The sequence below is a fragment of the Nonomuraea indica genome (assembly GCF_002850745.1).
Taxonomy (GTDB): domain Bacteria; phylum Actinomycetota; class Actinomycetes; order Streptosporangiales; family Streptosporangiaceae; genus Nonomuraea; species Nonomuraea indica.
Genome location: NZ_KZ559467.1, coordinates 800,575 through 818,688 on the forward strand (window position 1 = coordinate 800,575; position 18,114 = coordinate 818,688).

The following is an 18,114-nucleotide window of genomic DNA, read 5'->3' on the forward strand; positions in this document are numbered from 1 at the left end:
CCCGGGTCCGGACCGCTGCCTGACGGGACGCATCGCGGCGGGCTGCCTCGCGCTGGGCCGATGCGTGGCCTGGGCGCTGGCACCGGGCTGCTTGATCAGCCCGCGGTGACCCGGCCTGCTGTGATCAGAACGCCGCGACCGGGGCGCTTCGTAACCGGGGTGTAAGAACCACGCCGCCACGACGGGCGTAGCGTCGATGACGTGCAGAGCAATGACGTGGTGCCCGCCTGGGCGGGTGCGATCGCGGGTGTGGTGGCCGGCGCCGTGGCGCTCGGAGTGGCCCAGCTCGCTGCCGGGGCCGTCCGGGCCGAGGCGTCCCCGGTCGTGGCGGTGGGTGGCGCCGTCGTGGACCTCACGCCGGCGCCCCTGAAGGAGTTCGCGATCTCCACCTTCGGGGAGAACGACAAGACGGTCCTCATCGGCGGGACGCTGGTGGTCCTCGCCGCGCTGGCGGCGGCGGTGGGCGTGCTGTCCCTGCGGCGGACGGCGTACGGGTACGCCGGGCTGGCCGCGTTGGGGGCCATCGGGCTGGCCGCCGTCCTCACCCGTCCCGGTGCCAGCGCTCTCGACGTGGTGCCGACAGTCGTGGGCATCGCCGCCGGCGCGTGGACGCTGCGGTGGCTGGTACGGCGCGCGAGCGGCGGCGCACGCCCCGGCGAGGTCGCGACGGCGGCGGGCGCGGCATCGCCGGACTCGCCGGCGGGGGACCACCCGACGGCGGACCGGTCGGCGGCGGATCGGCCGATGGCGGATCACCCGACGGCGGACCAGTCGGCGGCGGACCAGCCTACGGCGGACCGGCCGACGGCGGAGGGGCCGATCACGGACCGGCCGACGGCGGACCGCCAGATCGCCGAACGGCCGACGGCGGATCAGCCGATCTCGGGGCGGCCGGCGGTGATGCGGGCGGGAGGCGGGCCGCACGCGTTCGACCGGCGCAGCCTGCTGACCGGAGCCGCGGGCGGAGCGGCGGTCGCGGGGGTGAGCCTGGTACTCGGCCGGATGCTGGAGGGCAGGCAGGCGGTCGACGCCGCCCGGACCGGGCTGGCACTGCCGCGCCCCGCCACCCCGGCCGCGCCGCTGCCCGCCGGGGTGGACCTCGGCATCAACGGCCTGACCCCGTTCATCACGAACAACCGCGACTTCTACCGGGTCGACACCGCGCTCGTCGTCCCCCAGGTCGATCCCCGGGCGTGGCGGCTGCGGATCCACGGCATGGTGGACCGGCCCGTCGAAATCACCTATGCCGAATTGCTGAGGATGCCGCTCACCGAGGCCGACGTCACGTTGACCTGCGTGTCCAACGAGGTGGGCGGTCCGTACGCGGGCAACGCCCGCTGGCTCGGCGTCCGGATGGCCGACGTGCTGCGCGGGGCCGGTCTCCGGTCCGGTGCCGACATGCTGCTGTCCACCTCCGACGACGGATTCACCTGCGGCACGCCGGTGGACGTGGTCATGGACGGGCGCGACGCGCTGTTCGCCGTGGCCATGAACGGAGAGGTGCTGCCCGTGGACCACGGCTTCCCGGTACGGCAGGTGGTGCCGGGGCTGTACGGGTACGTGTCGGCGACCAAGTGGGTGGTGGACGTCAAGGTGACCCGGTTCGACCGGGACGAGGCGTACTGGACACCACGCGGCTGGGCGGCCAAGGGGCCGATCAAGACGCAGTCGCGCATCGACCTGCCCAAGCCGGGCGCCTCGCTCGCGGCCGGACGGGTCACGATCGCCGGGGTCGCCTGGGCCCAGCACACCGGTATCGACGCCGTGGAGGTTCGCGTGGACCGGGGGGCCTGGCGGCAGGCGAGGCTGGCCCGCGTGCCGGGGCCGGACACCTGGCGGCAGTGGGCGCTCGACTGGGACGCCACCCCGGGCGGTCACACGATCGAGGTCCGCGCCACGGACGCCGCCGGCCGTACCCAGACCGAAGAGCGGACGCCCACGGCCCCGGACGGCGCGACCGGCTGGCACACCGTCACGGTCGAGGTCGCCTGACAGACCGGCGCGGCGTGGTGGTTCGCCACGTTTGTGCTGGTACGGCCGGTGGACGGCGACGGGAAAGTTCCCGACTCTCCCTCCTGGCACGCGCAGGCGGCCCTACGATCGGTCGTCGAGCAGGACAGGAGGCAGCACGTGATCCGCGACCGCAAGCCCGGCGTCCGGTGGGTCCTTCTCGAGGGGGACTACAACCCCGTGGTCGGCGACGGCGTGCGCTGGCGTGACTACGAGCGCGCCGCCGAACCCGAACCGCCCGCCGCCCGCCCCGCCCAGCCCTCCACCGCCTCGCCGCCCGGGGAGGAGCCCGCCACCGCGGCCCCTCCGCGGGATCACGAGCCTCCCGCGACTCCGCGCGACCAACCGCCTCCGGAGCCGGCGGCGCCACCCGAGACGCCCGCCGCAGCGGCACCCGCGCAGCCGTCTCCCGGGACGGCCCCGCGCCTCGCCCCCGGCACGGCGACCGGTCAGGACGAGACCCCGGCCGCCGCGGGCGACGGCCTGCCTCCCGGGCACGCGAGCGCGCAGGTCCAACCGGCAACCGGGCCGGCCCCGTGGGGCGGGCAGGCATCCGCAAGGTCGCCGTTCCCTCCGGAAGCACCACCCGTGACAGCGTCGTCTGTGACGGCGGCACACGTGACGGCGCCATCTGCGGCGGCGCCCTCCTCGACAGTGCCGCCCGCGATGGCGCCCCCCGTAACGGCGCCCCCCTCGACGGCGCCGCCCGCGATGGCGCCCCCCGTGACGGCGCCCCCCGTGACGGCGCCGCCGTCGACGGTGCCGCCCGTGATGGCACCCGTCCGAGACGGGGCGGCTTCGGCGACGCCGCCCGCCTATCGCGGGGCCGCGTGGCCCCCGCCACCTGTCTCGCGGGCGGCCGAGACGTTCGCGCCGACCGGCCCGATGGCGGCAGGCAGCCCCGAGACGCGTCCTCCAGCAGCGGACACACCCGGGCCGCCCCCTCACCCGGCATGCGGCCCTCGGGCTGCGCCCGGTCCCGAACCGCGTGTGGAAGGCGTATCCGCTCCTGAGCTGCGGGTGCAAAGTGTGTCCGCTCCTGAGCTGCGGGTGCAGGCTGCGTCCGGTCCTGAGCTGCGGGTGCAGGGTGTGCCCGGTCCTGAGCTGCGGGCGCAGGGTGTGTCCGGTCACGAGCCGCGCGTGGAGGGCGTGTCCGGTCCCGAGCGGGTGCAGGGTGTGTCCGGCCCTGAGGCGCATCTGCGCGTGCCGCCAGGGTGCGAGGCGCGTCCCGCGCACGCGCTGCCCGGCCGGCCGCCGGCCACGCCTTCGTGGGCGGCGCCGCCGGCGGCCGGGGAGGGCTCCCCGGCGGGTGCGACGCGGACCTGGTTCGACCTGGCGCACCGCCCGCCGAGGCTGGCGCACTGCAGGCCGTACGGGGTGCCGGGCGGGCTGGCGCGGCCGGACCAGCAGGTAGAGCGGGACCTCGCGCTGGCCGTGCCGCCCGGCACCCGCTTCCCCGACCCGCGCGGCACCTGGGTGCGGCTGGTGAACGGAGGCGGCCCGGCCGACGACCCGTTCCGGGCCTCCAACGCCGCCGACTGCGCGCTGGCGGTGCTGTCCACCTGGCACGGCGAGCCCGAGGCCGCCGCGCCGAGACAGCCCGAGTACGACCGGATCGGCAGGCCGCTGCTCGGCGGCGAGGCCGGTGGCACGGCGCGGATCGAACGGTGGATCGGGCAGCGGTTCCAGTTCGCCGGCCACGGGCGGCACGCCTACCCCATGCTGGCGCGGCGGCTGCTCGACGCCGGGCACGGGGCCGCGGCCGTGCTCCTGGTCCGCTGGCCCGGCGGTGGCACGCACGCCTGGAACGCCGTCAACTCCGGCGGCGAGGTGATCTGGATCGACGCCCAGCGCGGGCACATGGCGGTGGAGCCGCCCTACACCACGGTGACCGGCGTGTTCTGCATCATCATCGACAGCGAGGGACGGCCCCGGTGAACCTCGAACAGGCCAGGGCGGTGGCGGAGGAGTACTACAACGGCATGCGGCCGGTGGACGACCCGGTGACGGTGGGGCTGCACCAGTTCCACCAGGGGTACGTGGCCTGGGTCCGCGAGCCCGAGCCGGACGACCCGGCCACCCTGCCGAGCACGGTGGGCGGCGGGTGCATCGTGATCGACAAGGCCACGGGCGAGGTCGTGTGCCGCCCGCTCCTCGATCCGGAGACCGTCGCCGAGTTGTGGCCCGGTCGCACCCCCCGCTGACACCATCGGGGCGGAATTACCCGTACGCTTCTGCGGGGACGCCCCCGGCCCAGGGCTCGCAGGCCGGGGGCGTTCCTCTCGCGAGGCGCTCCGCGTCACCCCGCGGCGAGGGAGCCGACGATCGAGGCTCTGGCCGCGCGGCGGGCCGGCAGCACGGCGGCGAGCACTCCCGCCAGGCCCGACAGCGCGACCAGCATCGCGATCTGGCCGCCGGGCACCGCGTACCTGGCCCCGTCGGCCATGACGCGCACCGCCGCCCAGCCGAACACCAGCCCGAGCACCACCCCGATCAGCGCGCCGATCAGCCCCAGCACCAGAGCCTCCACCGACAGCGTCCGCCGCAGCTGCGACCGGGTCAGCCCGAGGGCGCGCAGCAACGCCGACTCCCGGGTCCGCTCGTGGACCGACAGCGCCAGCGTGTTGGCGATGCCGAGCAGCGAGATGAGGACGGCGAGTCCGAGCAGACCGGTGACGATCATCAGCAGCATGTCCAGCGCCTCGTCGAACTCACCCCGTACCGCGGTCGAGCTCGACACCTTGACCGTCGGATAGGCCGCGACGGCCGCGTCCACCAGGTTGCGCGCATGGTCAGGGCTGATGCCGTCCTCGACGTTGACCAGCACGCTGGAGTCGGGGACCGCGCCGAAGGCGCTGTCGAACTGCGCGGGGGCCATGGTGAGCGACGGTATCGGCGTGTCGTCGTCCACGAGCGCGACCACGGTCAGCGACACCGTGCCGGCCCGCTTGGTCTTCACCGGCACGGTGCCGCCCACCCGCCAGCCGAACTCCGCGGCCGTGGCGGCGCGCACCGCGACCTCGCCGGGCCCGAGATCCCGCAGGGAGCCCGCCTTCACCACCGGCTGCAACGGCCCCTCGTACGCGCCGATCCGCACCCGCCGGGCGCCGCTCGTGGCGGTCGTCTGGCGGATCTGGACGACGTCGCGCAGCTCGGGCCGCTGCCGGAGCGACGCGCCGACCGACCGCGGCACGGCGGCCTCGCGGTCCTGGGAGGCCAGCATGTAGTCGATCGGGAACTGCTCGTCCAGCTTCGCGTCCATGGTCGCCCGGGTCGAGGCGGTGACCACCGAGATGAGCGTCATCAGCGTCACGCCGATGGTCAGCGCCACCGTCGTGGTGGCCGCCCGCTTGGGATTGCGGCCGGAGTTGTCCACGGCGAGCCGTCCCGGGACCCCGAACAGCCGGCGCGGAACCCACCCGACCAGCGCGCTGAGCGGCCTGACCAGCACCGGCCCGAGGATCAGCACGCCGAGGAAGGTCAGCGCGCCACCGGCCATGACGACGATGAGGGTGGACGGCTGCCCGGGCTGCAGGGCCAGCGCGCCCACGCCGGCCGTGCCGAGGCCCGCCGCCAGGAACAGGCCGGCGAACAGCATCCGCAGCACGCCGGTGCGGAAGGTCTGCTCCTCCACCTGCGTGCGCAGCGCGGCGACGGGCGCGACCCGCGTGGCGGTCCGCGCGGGCAGCAGCGCCGCGCCCACGGTCACCACCAGGCCGAGCGCCAGCCCGACGGCGATCGTCGACGGGGTCAGGGTCACGGCGGCGCCGGTCGGCAGCGGCGCGTCGAACGCCTCCAGGACCCTCATGGTGACGACGCCCAGCCCGTACCCGGCGAGCAGGCCGAGCCCGGACGACAGCAGCCCGACCACCACGGACTCGATCAGGATCGAGCCGAACACCTGTCCACGCGTCGCGCCGACGCAGCGCAGCAGGGCCATCTCCTTCGTGCGCTGGGCGACGAGGATGTTGAACGTGTTGTAGATCACCAGCGCGGCCACCATCATGGCCACCAGGCCGAACATCAGCAGCGCGAGGCTCATCGCGTCGATCTCGACCCCGGCCTGGGCGGCCAGGCGGGCGGCCAGCTCGGTGCCCGTCATCACCTCGACGCCCGCGCCCACGGTCGCGGCCACGGCCTGCTTGAGCCGGGCCGGGTCCGCGCCGGCCAGGTCGATCTCCCGGAAACCCGCCTCGCCGGTCATCCGCGCCGCCGCCGCCGGGGTGAACCCCACGGCGCCGGTGTAGGCCAGCTCCTGGTCGACGCCCGGGTCGAACAGGCCGACGAGCTTGAACGGGTGCCTGGCGCCGGTGTGGTCCAGCACGGTGATCGTGTCGCCGACGCGGAACCCTTCCGCCTTGGCGGTGTTCTCGTCGAGCACGGCCGCCGCGTCGTCGGAGCCAGGGCCGGTGCCGGCGACGATCGTGGTGCGGTTCAGCGGGCCTGAGGCGACGGAGACGCCCGACGTCGGCATGTCACCGGCGGCCTTGCCGTCCTTGCCGATCAGCGGTGTCCGGCCGCGCGTCAGGCCCTGCGCGTCCGTGACGCCCGGCAGCGCGCGCAGCCGTTCCAGCAGGCTCGGCGGGAGCGTGGACGGCGTGGACGGCTCCGCGCCGGGCCGCTCCGCCTTCGGCAGGACCGCCACGGCCACCTTGTCGGCCTCCGCCGTGACGCGCTGCCCGAACCCGGCCTTGATGGTGTCGGTCAGCACGAACGTGCCCGCGATGAAACCCACCCCGAGAGTGATCGCCAGCGAGGTCAGGAGCAGCCGCAGCGTGTGCGCGCGCAGCCCCGCCATGGCCGTCTTCAGCACCTCAGCCCTCCAGCCGCATCAGCGTGTCGAGCACGCCCTGCGGGGTGGGCGCGACCAGCTCGGAGACCAGCTCGCCGTCGTGCAGGAACACCACCCGGTCGGCGTACGCGGCGGCCATGGGGTCGTGCGTCACCATGACGATCGTCTGCCCCAGCTCGCGCACGGACGTGCGCAGGAACGACAGCACCTCGGCGCCGCTGCGCGAGTCGAGGTTGCCCGTCGGCTCGTCCGCGAAGATCACCTGTGGCTTGCTGATGAGCGCCCTGGCCACGGCCACGCGCTGCTGCTGGCCGCCGGACAGCTCGGTGGGCCGGTGGCCGAGCCGGTCCTTCAGCCCGACCGTCTCGACGACCCGGTCGAACAGCACCTGGTCAGCCTGCCGGGCCGCGATCTCCAGCGGCAGGCGGATGTTCTGCTCGGCGGTGAGCGTCGGCAACAGGTTGAACGCCTGGAAGATGAACCCGATCCGGTCGCGGCGCAGCAGCGTGAGCTGCTTGTCGCCCAGCCCGGTCAGCTCCACGTCACCGATGTGCACGGTGCCGGACGTGGCGGTGTCGAGCCCGGCCAGGCAGTGCATCAGCGTGGACTTGCCCGAGCCCGACGGCCCCATGATCGCCGTGAAGGCGCCGGTGGCGAAGGCCACATCCACCCCCCGCAGGGCGTGGACCCGGGCGTCGCCCTGGCCGTACACCTTGGTGAGGCCCCGGGCCACCACGGCCGGAGGGGCATGGCGCCGCGTCTCGGTGAGGGTCACGTTCACTCCTTCGTGCTTGTCGAACGTGAACCACGCTAGGGGCGGCCTTCGCCCTTCCCCTGGGCCCTGAGGAGGGACTTCGGGTAGCACACCAGCTGACCCGGCTCAGCCTTTCGGCCGATGGGCGGGCACGATCAGTCCCGCCTCGTAGGCGTACACCACGGCCTGCGCCCGGTCCCGCAACCCCAGCTTGGCCAGCACCCGGCCCAGGTGCGTCTTCACCGTGCCCTCGGCCACCTCCAGCCCGGCCGCGATCTCCAGGTTGGACAGGCCGCGCGCCACCATCACCAGCACCTCGCGCTCGCGCGGCGTCAGCTCGGCCACGCCCGGCAGGTCCTCGGTGGGCAGGTGCGCGGCGAAGCGGTCGAGCATCCGCCGCAGCGTCCGCGGCGCCACGACGGCGTCGCCGGCGTGCACGGTCCTGATGGCGCTCACCAGGTCGGCCGGCGGCACGTCCTTCAGCAGGAAGCCGGACGCGCCCGCCTTGACCGCGGCGAAGGCGTACTCGTCCAGGTCGAACGTGGTCAGGATGAGCACCTTGGGGCCGCGGATGCGGGCGGCCGCCTCGACGCCGTCCATGCGCGGCATCCGCACGTCCATGAGGACCACGTCCACCTCGGTGCCGCGCAGGACGGCGAGCGCCTGCTCGCCGTCGCCGGCCTCGGCCACCACCTCGATGTCGGGCTGGGCCCCCAGCACCATCCGGAACCCCGCCCGCAGCAGCTCCTGGTCGTCGACCAGCATCACCCGGATCACCACGCGCCTCCGCTCCCGGACGTCCCCGCGGCCACTATGCCGCCCTCGTCAGCGGCACCGGGAGCCTGGCCAGCACCTCGAAGCCGCCGCCCCGCCGCGGCTCGGCCGACACGGCGCCGCCGTACATGGCGACCCGCTCCCTCATCCCGATCAGCCCGTGGCCGCCGGAACTGGGCGGCGCGGCGGCGCCGCGGCCGTCGTCGGTGACCCGCACCACGAGGTCGGTCCCGCCGTACACCAGCTCGACCAGCGCGCGCACGCCCGGCCCGCCGTGCTTGAGCGCGTTGGTCAGCGCCTCCTGCACGATCCGGTAGACGACGAGCTGCTGGCCCTCCGGCAGCTCGCACGCCTCGCCGGACACCCGCAGCCGGGCCGGCAGGCCGGCGCCGTCCACGAGCTCCGCCAGCTGCGCCAGACCGGGCTGCGGGGTGTAGTCGGTGGCGTCCGCCTCGCTCTCGCGCAGCACGCCGACCAGCCTGCGCATCTCGGCGAGCGCCTCCCGGCCGGTCCTGGAGATGGCGCGTACGGCCTGGCGGGCCTGCTCGGGATCGCTGTCGATGGCGTAGCCGGCGCCGTCGGCCTGCACGACAATCACGCTGACGTTGTGCGCCACCACGTCGTGCAACTCCCGGGCGATCCGGGCGCGCTCGGCGGCGGCGGCCATCCTCGCCTGCTGGTCGCGCTCGCGCTCGGCCCGTTCGGCCCGCTCCTCCAGGCCCTCCAGGTAGCGCCGGCGGGTGCTGGCGTACAGCCCGGTCAACCAGACCGTGACGACGAAGATCGAGCCGCTGAAGAACGTGCTGATCGTCACCTGGTCCCAGCGCACGATGACCAGGAACACGCCGAGTTCGGCGACGAGCCAGGCCGCGAACGCCCACCCGAACGAGCGGGTGCACGCCACCGACCAGAGCGCCACCAGCACGCTCAGGTTGGCCGGCACCAGATCGATCGCCAGCAGCCACTGGCCGAAGCAGACCAGCGCCACGCCCGCGAACGCCGCCAGCGGCCGCCGGCGCTGCCACAGCAGCGGCGCCAGCAGGGCCCCCGACAGCAGGAGGTAGCCGGCGACGCCGATCCGCATGCCCGGCGGCCCCTGCGCGGGAGCCGCCACGTACGGCCAGGCCATGAGGATCGCCAGCGCGGCGAGCGGCCCCACCCGCAGGGCGTCCATCAGCCTGACGTGGTGCTTGGACCACTCATGTACCCTGCCGAACACAACATCACGATACGTAGCCCCTGCCCGAGCTTTGTCCGCCTTCAGGGGGAAGTCGGTGTACGACCCAGGTCTTAGAGGCCACGCAGATTGGGGTGGCGGGAGGCCTCGGCAGCAGAACGGGCACGAGTCTTGGTGATCATGGAGTTGCGACGCTCTGTGATCACCGAGGAGACCTGTGCCCGCGCTGCCATCATGGCTGACTGAGCCGCTCTGGGACCAATTCGCGGCCCTGCTGCCCGAGCGGCCGGTGTACCACCCGGACCATCCGCTCGGCTGTCACCGTCAACGGATCAGCGACCGGATCATCTTCGACAAGCTGCTGCAACTGCTGCGCTTCGGCTGTTCTTACGAAGCGATTGCCGACACGACATGCTCAGCCACCACGATCAGAAACCGTCGCGACGAGTGGATACGACTTGGCGTATTCGCCCGGCTCAAACAGATCGCGTTGGAGTCCTACGACCGGATCCTTGGCCTCGTCCTCGACCAGATCGCCGTCGACGGCGCCATCACCAAGGCCCCCGGCGGCGGGGTCGCCGGACGCTCCCCGGTCGACCGCGGCAAACAGGGCCTGAAACGCTCGGATATGACGGACGGATACGGCATTCCCTTGGGCCGCGTCCTGGCCGGCGCCAACCGCCACGACTCCCCCCTGCTCGCCCCCACCCTGGACCGCCTTCACGACCTCGGGCCGCTGCCCGAGGACATCACCGTGCACCTGGACGCCGGCTACGACTCCGACACTACCCGGGCTCTGCTCTACGAGCGTGGCCTGCACGGCCGCATCGCACACAGGGGCGAGAAGGCACCGATCCAGGCGAGCCAGCGTTGGTATGCCGAACGCACCCACGCCTGGCAGAACGCCTTTCACCGCATTGCCCGGTGCTACGAGCGCCAGGTCAACGTCATCGATGCCTTCTTCCACCTCGCCGACACGATCATCACCGTGCGCAGCCTGATCCGACGGGCATGGACCACCTACCGCTGGGACGAACGTCCGAACCGCCGACCATGACCGCACGCGTATCCGCGTGACTCTCACAATGACCTCTACAACGGAAATTCCCAGAGGCGGACTGAGTCGCAGTGCGCACTACTGATGATCATGGGGCGGCTGTCGAGATCGGCCACCCGCAGCCCGAGCACCTCGCTGATGTGCCCCCGGAGCGACTGGCCCAGCAACCGTTGCTCGGCCAGGTCCCACACGCAGATGGTCCCGTCCATCGCCCCGGTGACGGCAAACGGACGACCGTAAACGGTGCCGGCGGTCAAGCAGCTGACTTCGTCCCCGGGCACGGTGAGGGGTTCGCCCCACTCGTTGGATTCGGGGTCTCCCAGCACGAGGCTCTGCCCTCCCGCTGCGAGGACCCGTATACGACCGTCTACCGAGGCCAGGGCGAACTCGGTGGGCGTCTCGTCTAGGTTGTCAAATTTGGCGAGGTGCCGCTCTTCCTCGATATCCCACACGAGCACGCCACCGTCCCGGCCACCGGCCACCACGACCGGCCTGCCTGCCAACAGTCCCGCCGCGGCAGCGCTACTGGCGCGCGACTTGCATTCCAATCCCTCAATGTTCACAAGAGAGTCGTAAGGCGAAGGCCGCTCCGGCTCTGTCACGGAATCGTCCTCGTCGTCCTCGTCTTCAAGGTCGTCAGCGTCGGCATCGTCGTCATGCCAGTCCTCCGGCTCGGCAACGGACGGATCCCACAACTCCACGCCCCACGTGCCGGAGAATCCCACGAGCAACCTCGAGCGGTCACCGAAGTCGGCCCTGACCACCGAGGACGTACCGCCCTCTTGTGCGCTCAACCGTACCTTGCCCGTTTCCAGGTCCCACATGGCGAAGCCTTGATGATCACCTCCACCGCCGATCACGATCCGACCGTCCACCACCGCGGCACCGATCGAAGTGAGCTCCGTGTAGGGGAATTCCTCGTCCGGGACGTCGAGCTCATACTGTGCCCAGCGATGGCTGGCGGGATCCCAGGTGCACGCAAGCCGGTCTCTGTCGGGGCTACCGACGAGGATCAGCCGACCGTTGAGGGTAACAAGGTCGAAATCCACGATGTGGTGGGGGGACGGAGGCTGACTGGAGAGCAAGGAGGAGTGAACTGACATACCGACACCCTGCCAGCTCCCTCTGACACTCGGCTCGCCAACGGTGTGCTCGGCACACCGGTACGGGCGGCGTCAAGCCGCCTATCCGCGCGAGTTCTTAGACGCCCGCGGTCAGAGAGATCAAGGCTTACGCGGGCTTTACAGGTCTTTGGGCATCCTTGTCATTGGGAGCGCCCGCTGGGGGGCGAGTAAAGGGAGATCGTGATGGCGGATCATGATCGCGATGCCGGGTCGCGCGGCGATTGAGGAAGCGCCGCGCGACCCGTCCCTCTGATCCTCGGGCCCTCGCCTGCTCTCTGCCGAGAATGTCGGTCGACGCCCCTAAGCTGCGGGCATGTTGCCCGCTCGGCCGTCTACTGAAGAACTGGCTCGCCTGGTGAGCCAGGCGCGTTCTGTCACCGAGGTGCTGTCCCTGCTGGGGGTGAAGAACACCGGTGGCCGCCGGGCGAGCATCAGGCGGGCGGTGGACCAGGCGGGCATCGACACGACGCATTTCAGGCGGAGACCCGCCACCAAGTACACGACGGAAATGCTCCGTGTGGCGGTCGCCGCGTCGACCAGTATCGGGGGCGTCCTCGATTATCTCGGTATCACCCGCAGTGGTGGTGCTCATTCGCACATCAGCAGGCGTATAAAGGCTGCCGGCGTCAGCACCGCTCATTTCACTCACGCCCGGAGCGCTCGGCAGCATTCCTCCGCAGTTGCTTTCGACCGTCAGATTTTGGCCGAGGCGGCGGACGGGGCCAGGAGTATGCGAGACATTCTCCGGCGTCTCGGTCTGCCCGAGCGCGACAAGGTCCGTGGCGAGGTGCGCGCTCTGCTGCGCGCCTACGGCATCGACGAGCCCGTGCGCTTTCGGCGGCTGAGTCTCGACGACGAAGCGGTGCGTTCGGCGGCCCGGATCTCCAGGTCGGTCGCGGAGATGATGCGCCACCTCGGCCTGGAGTCCGGGGAGACAAACCGGCGCCGCGTCCTGCGCCACATCAGGCACCTTGGTCTGGACACCGCCCACTTTCGCCGGCGGCTGACCGGGGCGGCGTCCGCAGGGTCGTACCGGGATCCGGCCGCGATCCTCGTGCGGCGTCCTGAGGGTGCCGGCCGTAGCCGGGGTTCGGCCCTTCGCCGTGCCCTCCGGCACATCGGAGTCCCTGCCACCTGTGCGGTCTGCGGCGTCGGGGAAATGTGGCACGGCGCGCCATTGATTTTGGAGGTCGACCACATCAATGGCGACGCCCTCGACAACCGCCCGGACAACCTACGGCTGCTGTGCCCCAACTGTCATTCGCAGACACCGACATTCGCGGGAAGAAATCGGGGCTCACCAAGGCGGTGAATGTGCGGGCGGGGGGACTCGAACCCCCACAGTGTCTCCACCAACAGGACCTAAACCTGCCGCGTATGCCATTTCGCCACGCCCGCGAAGCCCCGCTCTGGCGGGCTGCAGAACAGTTTAGCGTCCCCGGTGCGGCGCGGAAGCCTGCGCATCGTGGCCATGCCGACGAATGCGGGCCCCCGGGGGAATGGGGGCCGCGCGGGTCAGGAGAGGCCGAGCTTCTTCTTCAGGGAGGCCACGTGGCCGGTGGCCTTCACGTTGTAGAGAGCCTGCTCGATCTTGCCGTCGGCGTCGATGACGAACGTGGAGCGGATGACGCCCACGACCTCCTTGCCGTAGAGCTTCTTGGTGCCGTACGCGCCGTAGGCCTTGTGGACGTCGAGCTCGGGGTCCGACAGGAGCGGAAACGTCAAGGCGTCGCGTTCGGTGAATTTGAGGAGCTTGTCCGTCTTGTCCTTTGACACGCCGAGAACGGCGAAACCCTCGGCTGTCAGCTGGTTCAGGTTGTCGCGGAAGTCGCACGCCTGCTTGGTGCAGCCCGGGGTCATCGCGGCAGGGTAGAAATAGAGGATCACCCGCCTGCCCCGGAGGGCGCCGAGCGAGACGGTCTCTCCGTCGGCGGCGGGTAGCGTGAACTCGGGCGCGGCGTCGCCGGGCGCGAGCTTGGTTTCGGTCATGAGGCCCTCCAGAGTTCTTCCAGCAAAACCTACCGGCCCGCCCGCTGTGCCGTACGGCGTGCCGACCTGACAGACTGATCACGGCCGGAGCGGGTGTGCCCGTCCCGATCGTGGGGACGAGCACGACCATGAGCGTGGTCGAGAGGAGAGCCATGGCCGACACCGATCCCGACGAGCTGGAGCGGCGGATCGCGCGGACACGCGCCGAGTTGGCGCAGACGGTTGACGCCATCGCCGACCGGGTGAGCCCCAAGCGGGTCGCCGAGCGCACGGTGGCCGACGTGCGGACGCGGGCGGGCCACTTCGTGGCGTCCGTGGGCGACGCGCTGGGCGTGACGCCACGGCCGCTGCCGGCGGCGACGGGCGACGGCGCAGGTCCCGACCGGCTGTGGGAGGAGGAGCCGCCCAACCTGGCTCCGGTGCTGATCGGGCTGGGCGCCGTGCTGGTGGTGGGCGCGGCCGTCGCCCTCCTGCGCCGCCGCGGCCGCCGTCGCTGAGCCGGACGGCGGGGCGGGTCACAGGAAGGTACGGCCCTCGCCGCGGTAGGTGGGCACCGACTCCACGAGCGTGTCGCCCTCGATGAGGTGGAGCGTGGCGAAGCGCTCGCACAGCTCCCCGGCCTTGGCGTGCCTGAACCACACCCGGTCGCACAGTCGCAGGTCGTAGGCCGCCTCTCCGAGGAGGGGGGTCTGCACCTCGCCGGCCCCCTCGTCGGGGGCGTAGCGCAGCCCGGCCGGAAGGTAGGGCTGCGGCAGGCGGAGCGGGCCTGCGGGACCCGAGGCGACGTAGCCGCCGCCGAGCACGGTGACCGTGCCGGGGGCGGGCCGCCGGACCACCGGCAGGGCGAACAGCGCGGCCGGCCGGCCGGTGAAGCCGCTGTAGAAGTCGAACAGCCGGGGATGGAAGAACCCCGACCCGGCGGCCACCTCGGTGACGGCCTTCTCCCGCACGGTGCGTTCCACCGAGCCGGTGCCCCCGCCGTTGACGAACTCGAGGTCGCAGAGCCTGCTGACGGCGTTGACGACACGGCCGCGGCGCAGGATGAGGTCGCGGGCCGAGCGGGCCTGCATGATCCTGATCGCCCGGGCGAGCAGGATGTTGCCGGGCGGCGCGTCGCCCACGCCGGCGATCTGGGCCTCGTAGGCGAGCAGTCCCACGAGCCGGAACCCGGGCCGCTTGGCGATCTCGGCGGCGAGGTCCGCGGCCTGCTCGGGCTCGCGGACAGGGGAGCGGAGGGCGCCCGCCCGGAACTTCCCGCCCAGGGCCACGTATCCGGCGTCGACGTCGAGGCAGAGGCGGATCTCGGGGCGAGGCCGGACGGCGGCCAGCACGTGGTCGAGTTGGTCGAGATGCTCGGCCGAATCCACGGTCAGCGTGATCTCCCTGACGGCGCGCGGGTCCGCGGCGAGGGCCGCGATCGCCTGCCGGTCCGCCGTCGGGTAGGCCACCAGCACGTCGGTGAACCCCTCGGCGACCAGCCAGAGCGCCTCCGGCAGCGTGAACGCCATGAGGCCGCGGAAACCGTCCATGGCCAGGATCCGTTCGAGCACCGGCCGGGAGCGGATCGACTTGGTCGCCACCCGGATCGGCTTGCCCGCCGCCCGCCGGACGAGATCCGCCGCGTTGGCGCGCAGGGCGTCGAGGTCGAGGATCGCGAAGGGCGGGTCGAGCGCCGCTGTGGCGCGGTCGTAGCGCGGGCGATCGTCCATATCGCCAGCGTAACCGCATATCCGGCAAAAGAACATGAGGCAAATTCATGTTGCCGGGAGCCGCTCGTAATGATCCTGCAAACCGGCGGCGAGGGCCGGACCACCGGCAGCCTCGCCCCTGTACCTCTGATCGGTGTGATGACCACGCTGCAGCAGATACTCCCCGGCGCCGGCGTCGCCGCGCAGGAGAGCCCGCTCCGCCGGTCCACGCGGGCGCTGCGACCTGCTCGCACGCCCGCCGGGGCCGTGGTCGCGTCCACGCTGACCGTCGTGCTCGGCGGGACCGCGGCGGAGGTGGTCTCGGCGCTGCTGGGCCGCCCGCTCGGCTGGCTGCCGGTGGACCACGTCCTGGACCTGGCGGGCCGCCACACGTGGAGTGAGCTGCCGTTCGCGGCGCTGTGGGTGGCGGGCGCGGGGCTGACGCTGCTGGGGCTGGCGGTCGTGCCGGGCCGCTGTCGCCTGGTGCCGGTCGAGACATCCGACCCGAAGATCGTCATCGGCATCACGCGCGCGGGACTGCGCCGCACCCTGCGCGCCGTCGCGGAGGAGGTCGAGGGCGTGGACCGGGCCCGGGTACGGCTGCGCAGGCGCACGATCGAGGTCGCCGTGGTGACCCGGACGGAGACCACGGGCGCGCTGCTCAGACAGGTCGGCAACGCCGTGGGTGACCGCCTGGCCGGGGTCGGCACGCTCGCCGCCGGAGAGGTCGTGGTGCGGCTGCGCAGGAGGGGGCGGTGATGCGGCGGCACATGGGCGGCCGGTCACGGCGGGGGGAGCGGTGATGAGGCAGTACGCGGGCAACCGGATCGGCCTGGCGATCGTGGGCGCGCTGCTGCTCCTCGCCGGGGCCTACGCGTGGCTGCGCGGCCGGGGCAAGCTGCCTGGGCTGCCGCCGCGGGCCAAGGTGCTGCCCGCCCGCACGGCCGAGGCCATCGCCGACCAGCCGTGGGCGCTGTGGGCGGCGGCACTCGGGCTGGCGCTGCTGGCCCTCGTCACGCTCCGGTGGTTGCTCATCTGCCTGGGCTGGGGCCGGTGGGGGTTCCGGTCGGGTACGGGGACGGCCATGCTGTGCGTCGGCCTCAAGGACGTGGAGGGGCTCAGCCGGGCCGGGGTGCGCGTGGTGGGCGACGGGGTCCGCCTGCGCGTCGGCGTCACGTGCCCGCCGTCGGCCGACGTCGGCGCGATGGCGGGCAAGCTCGACCGTGACATCGTGGGCCGCATCCGCCGGGAGGTCTGCGACGACGAGGTCGGGACGATCGTCCGCCTGCACGTCCGCCGTCAGTCGGCCCGTCAGGCGGCCCGTCAGGCGTCGGACTAGCCACTACGCTCGGCGTCGAGCTTCCACGGCACCGGCCGTGCGGACGTTTCGCACCGCTGTCGCACGGCCGCGACAACGGCTTGAGCCGGCCCGCCCATGCCGCTCGATATCTCCACGCAGTTGTTCCATATACCTAACCGGGGTAAGGTCTCTATACTTATTGCGAATGTGTCGCAATAACGAAGGAGGGTTCCATGCCCGACACCAGCCCGCAAGTGCGGCGGTCGCTGTTCCTGCACGCGCCCATCCGGCGCAGGCCGCGCGCGATGCTGGAGCAGATGCTGGCCCTGGTGGACGACGAAACCCCGGCCGACGGTCCCGAAGGTCCCGTCGCTGTCCTGGAGCGGCGGCTGGCCGGCCTGCTCGGCAAGGAGAGCGCGCTGTTCTTCCCCAGCGGCACGATGGCCCAGCAGGTGGCGTTGCGCGTGCACGCCGACCGGCGCGGCCGCCGCACGTTCGCCGCCCATCCGCAGTCGCACCTGGACGTGTGGGAGGAGCAGGGGTACAACGCCGTCCACGGCCTGCGGTTCCGCCGTGCCGGCGACCTGCACGAGCCGATGATGGCCGCGGACCTCGCGGCGATCGGCGAGCCCCTCGCCGCGGTCGTCTGGGAGCTGCCGCAGCGCGACATCGGCGGCATGCTGCCCGAATGGGACGATCTGTGCGAGCAGGTCGCGCTCGTCCGCGCCACCGGCGCGGCCGCGCACCTGGACGGCGCCCGGCTGTGGGAGGCCCAGGCCTACTACCGGCGGCCGTTCGACGAGATCGCCGCCCTTTTCGACACCGTCTACGTCTCCCTCTACAAGAGCCTGCAGGGCGTGCGCGGCGCCGTGCTCGTCTCCGACGCGGCCACCGTCGAGGTGGCGGGGGTGTGGCGGCAACGGCTCGGCGGCGGCATCCGCGACGCCTGGCCGCTCGCCCTGGCCGCGCTGGTCCACCTCGACACCCTGGCCGACAAGATGCCCGTCTACCGCGAGCACGCCATCGCCATCGCGGCCGCGATCAACGCGGACGGCACCGCCCGCGTCCATCCCGACCCGCCGCAGACCCCGCTGTTCCACGTCCACCTGCCCGCCCCGAGACGGGCCGTCGAGCAGGCGGGCGCGGACCTCCTCGCCGAGCGCGGCATCCAGCTCTGGGGCCGGGTACGTTCGGCGACGGAGCCGGGCCGATGCGCGTTCGAGGTCAGCGTCGGGGAGAACGCCATGGAGTTCACCCCCGACGAGGTGGTCGATCTCATCCGCGACGTCGTCGCCCGCGCCACCCGGTAGACGGTGCCTGGCCCCAGGGACCGGTGGCAGGACCGGAAACCAGGGCGCGGGCGACCCGACCTCTCAGGTCCATGCGGGCCCTAGCACTCGATGACGTTGACGGCGAGGCCGCCGCGTGAGGTCTCCTTGTACTTGTCGA

The 18,114-nt window shown here is 72.5% G+C and carries 16 protein-coding genes and 1 tRNA gene; 9 read left to right on the forward strand and 8 right to left on the reverse strand.

Annotation, left to right across the window (positions count from 1 at the left end; translation table 11 throughout):
- The first annotated feature begins 201 nt into the window (after positions 1–201).
- The 3 genes from CXR44_RS07695 to CXR44_RS07705 all read left to right on the forward strand — a co-directional run bounded on the left by CXR44_RS07695 (position 202) and on the right by CXR44_RS07705 (position 4,214).
- Positions 202–1,992 (forward strand): molybdopterin-dependent oxidoreductase, encoded by a 1,791-nt coding sequence (locus CXR44_RS07695; protein WP_245898925.1) that lies wholly within the window; start codon positions 202–204, stop codon positions 1,990–1,992.
- Positions 1,993–3,039: 1,047 nt separating this feature from the next.
- Complete coding sequence (locus tag CXR44_RS07700) at positions 3,040–3,948, forward strand: toxin glutamine deamidase domain-containing protein (protein WP_245898927.1); 909 nt, start codon at positions 3,040–3,042, stop codon at positions 3,946–3,948.
- On the forward strand, positions 3,945–4,214 hold the full coding sequence (locus CXR44_RS07705) for a hypothetical protein (protein ID WP_101784158.1): 270 nt from the start codon (positions 3,945–3,947) through the stop codon (positions 4,212–4,214). The genes CXR44_RS07700 and CXR44_RS07705 overlap by 4 nt, the downstream gene beginning before the upstream one ends.
- A 95-nt stretch (positions 4,215–4,309) precedes the next feature.
- Here the strand turns inward: CXR44_RS07705 and CXR44_RS07710 are convergent, their stop codons facing one another.
- The 4 genes from CXR44_RS07710 to CXR44_RS07725 all read right to left on the reverse strand — a co-directional run bounded on the left by CXR44_RS07710 (position 4,310) and on the right by CXR44_RS07725 (position 9,549).
- Positions 4,310–6,823 carry an ABC transporter permease gene (locus tag CXR44_RS07710; protein WP_101784159.1) on the reverse strand — a complete coding sequence of 838 codons (2,514 nt, stop codon included), beginning with the start codon at positions 6,821–6,823 and terminating at the stop codon, positions 4,310–4,312.
- A 1-nt stretch (position 6,824) separates the two neighbouring features.
- Complete coding sequence (locus CXR44_RS07715) at positions 6,825–7,577, reverse strand: ABC transporter ATP-binding protein (RefSeq protein WP_245898929.1); 753 nt, start codon at positions 7,575–7,577, stop codon at positions 6,825–6,827.
- A gap of 105 nt (positions 7,578–7,682) precedes the next feature.
- Positions 7,683–8,333: a response regulator gene (locus CXR44_RS07720; RefSeq protein WP_219601696.1), complete on the reverse strand. Its 651-nt coding sequence runs from the start codon at positions 8,331–8,333 to the stop codon at positions 7,683–7,685.
- Between the two features lie 34 nt (positions 8,334–8,367).
- Positions 8,368–9,549 carry a sensor histidine kinase gene (locus CXR44_RS07725; RefSeq protein WP_101784162.1) on the reverse strand — a complete coding sequence of 394 codons (1,182 nt, stop codon included), beginning with the start codon at positions 9,547–9,549 and terminating at the stop codon, positions 8,368–8,370.
- Positions 9,550–9,724: 175 nt separating this feature from the next.
- On the opposite strand from CXR44_RS07725, the gene CXR44_RS07730 reads away from it, so the two are divergent.
- On the forward strand, positions 9,725–10,564 hold the full coding sequence (locus CXR44_RS07730; protein ID WP_101784163.1) for an IS5 family transposase: 840 nt from the start codon (positions 9,725–9,727) through the stop codon (positions 10,562–10,564).
- Positions 10,565–10,599: 35 nt separating this feature from the next.
- On the opposite strand, the gene CXR44_RS07735 is transcribed toward CXR44_RS07730, so the two are convergent.
- Positions 10,600–11,613 carry a WD40 repeat domain-containing protein gene (locus tag CXR44_RS07735; RefSeq protein WP_144069888.1) on the reverse strand — a complete coding sequence of 338 codons (1,014 nt, stop codon included), beginning with the start codon at positions 11,611–11,613 and terminating at the stop codon, positions 10,600–10,602.
- A gap of 388 nt (positions 11,614–12,001) precedes the next feature.
- Here CXR44_RS07735 and CXR44_RS07740 point away from each other — a divergent pair, with 388 nt between their 5' ends.
- On the forward strand, positions 12,002–13,000 hold the full coding sequence (locus CXR44_RS07740; protein ID WP_101784165.1) for an HNH endonuclease signature motif containing protein: 999 nt from the start codon (positions 12,002–12,004) through the stop codon (positions 12,998–13,000).
- Between the two features lie 3 nt (positions 13,001–13,003).
- Here the strand turns inward: CXR44_RS07740 and CXR44_RS07745 are convergent.
- Positions 13,004–13,086: transfer RNA gene (locus tag CXR44_RS07745), tRNA-Leu, on the reverse strand.
- 117 nt (positions 13,087–13,203) lie between these two features.
- Complete coding sequence (gene bcp / locus CXR44_RS07750; RefSeq protein ID WP_101784166.1) at positions 13,204–13,677, reverse strand: thioredoxin-dependent thiol peroxidase; 474 nt, start codon at positions 13,675–13,677, stop codon at positions 13,204–13,206.
- Between the two features lie 128 nt (positions 13,678–13,805).
- Between bcp and CXR44_RS07755 the strand changes: the two genes are divergently transcribed.
- Positions 13,806–14,174, forward strand: coding sequence for a DUF3618 domain-containing protein (locus tag CXR44_RS07755; protein WP_342748531.1), 369 nt, complete (start codon positions 13,806–13,808; stop codon positions 14,172–14,174).
- An 18-nt stretch (positions 14,175–14,192) separates the two neighbouring features.
- Here the strand turns inward: CXR44_RS07755 and CXR44_RS07760 are convergent, their stop codons facing one another.
- Positions 14,193–15,386, reverse strand: a complete 1,194-nt coding sequence (locus CXR44_RS07760) for an amino acid deaminase/aldolase (protein WP_101784168.1) — start codon at positions 15,384–15,386, stop codon at positions 14,193–14,195.
- Between the two features lie 138 nt (positions 15,387–15,524).
- Between CXR44_RS07760 and CXR44_RS07765 the strand changes: the two genes are divergently transcribed.
- The 3 genes from CXR44_RS07765 (at position 15,525) to CXR44_RS07775 (ending at position 17,975) form a co-directional block, all read left to right on the forward strand.
- Positions 15,525–16,124, forward strand: a complete 600-nt coding sequence (locus tag CXR44_RS07765; protein WP_144069889.1) for a DUF6286 domain-containing protein — start codon at positions 15,525–15,527, stop codon at positions 16,122–16,124.
- A gap of 43 nt (positions 16,125–16,167) precedes the next feature.
- Complete coding sequence (locus CXR44_RS07770) at positions 16,168–16,704, forward strand: hypothetical protein (RefSeq protein WP_101784170.1); 537 nt, start codon at positions 16,168–16,170, stop codon at positions 16,702–16,704.
- Positions 16,705–16,898: 194 nt separating this feature from the next.
- Entirely contained in the window at positions 16,899–17,975 is a 1,077-nt protein-coding gene (locus CXR44_RS07775; RefSeq protein ID WP_101784171.1) for a threonine aldolase family protein, read from the forward strand.
- Positions 17,976–18,114 lie beyond the last annotated feature (139 nt).

Coding starts and splice junctions, on each gene's coding strand:
- CXR44_RS07770 (WP_101784170.1), top strand. CDS start 16,168: ATGAGGCAGTACGCGGGCAACCGGATCGGCCTGGCGATCGTGGGCGCG.
- CXR44_RS07775 (WP_101784171.1), top strand. CDS start 16,899: ATGCCCGACACCAGCCCGCAAGTGCGGCGGTCGCTGTTCCTGCACGCG.
- CXR44_RS07740 (WP_101784165.1), top strand. CDS start 12,002: ATGTTGCCCGCTCGGCCGTCTACTGAAGAACTGGCTCGCCTGGTGAGC.
- CXR44_RS07765 (WP_144069889.1), top strand. CDS start 15,525: ATGACCACGCTGCAGCAGATACTCCCCGGCGCCGGCGTCGCCGCGCAG.
- CXR44_RS07760 (WP_101784168.1), bottom strand. CDS start 15,386: ATGGACGATCGCCCGCGCTACGACCGCGCCACAGCGGCGCTCGACCCG.
- CXR44_RS07755 (WP_342748531.1), top strand. CDS start 13,806: ATGAGCGTGGTCGAGAGGAGAGCCATGGCCGACACCGATCCCGACGAG.
- bcp (WP_101784166.1), bottom strand. CDS start 13,677: ATGACCGAAACCAAGCTCGCGCCCGGCGACGCCGCGCCCGAGTTCACG.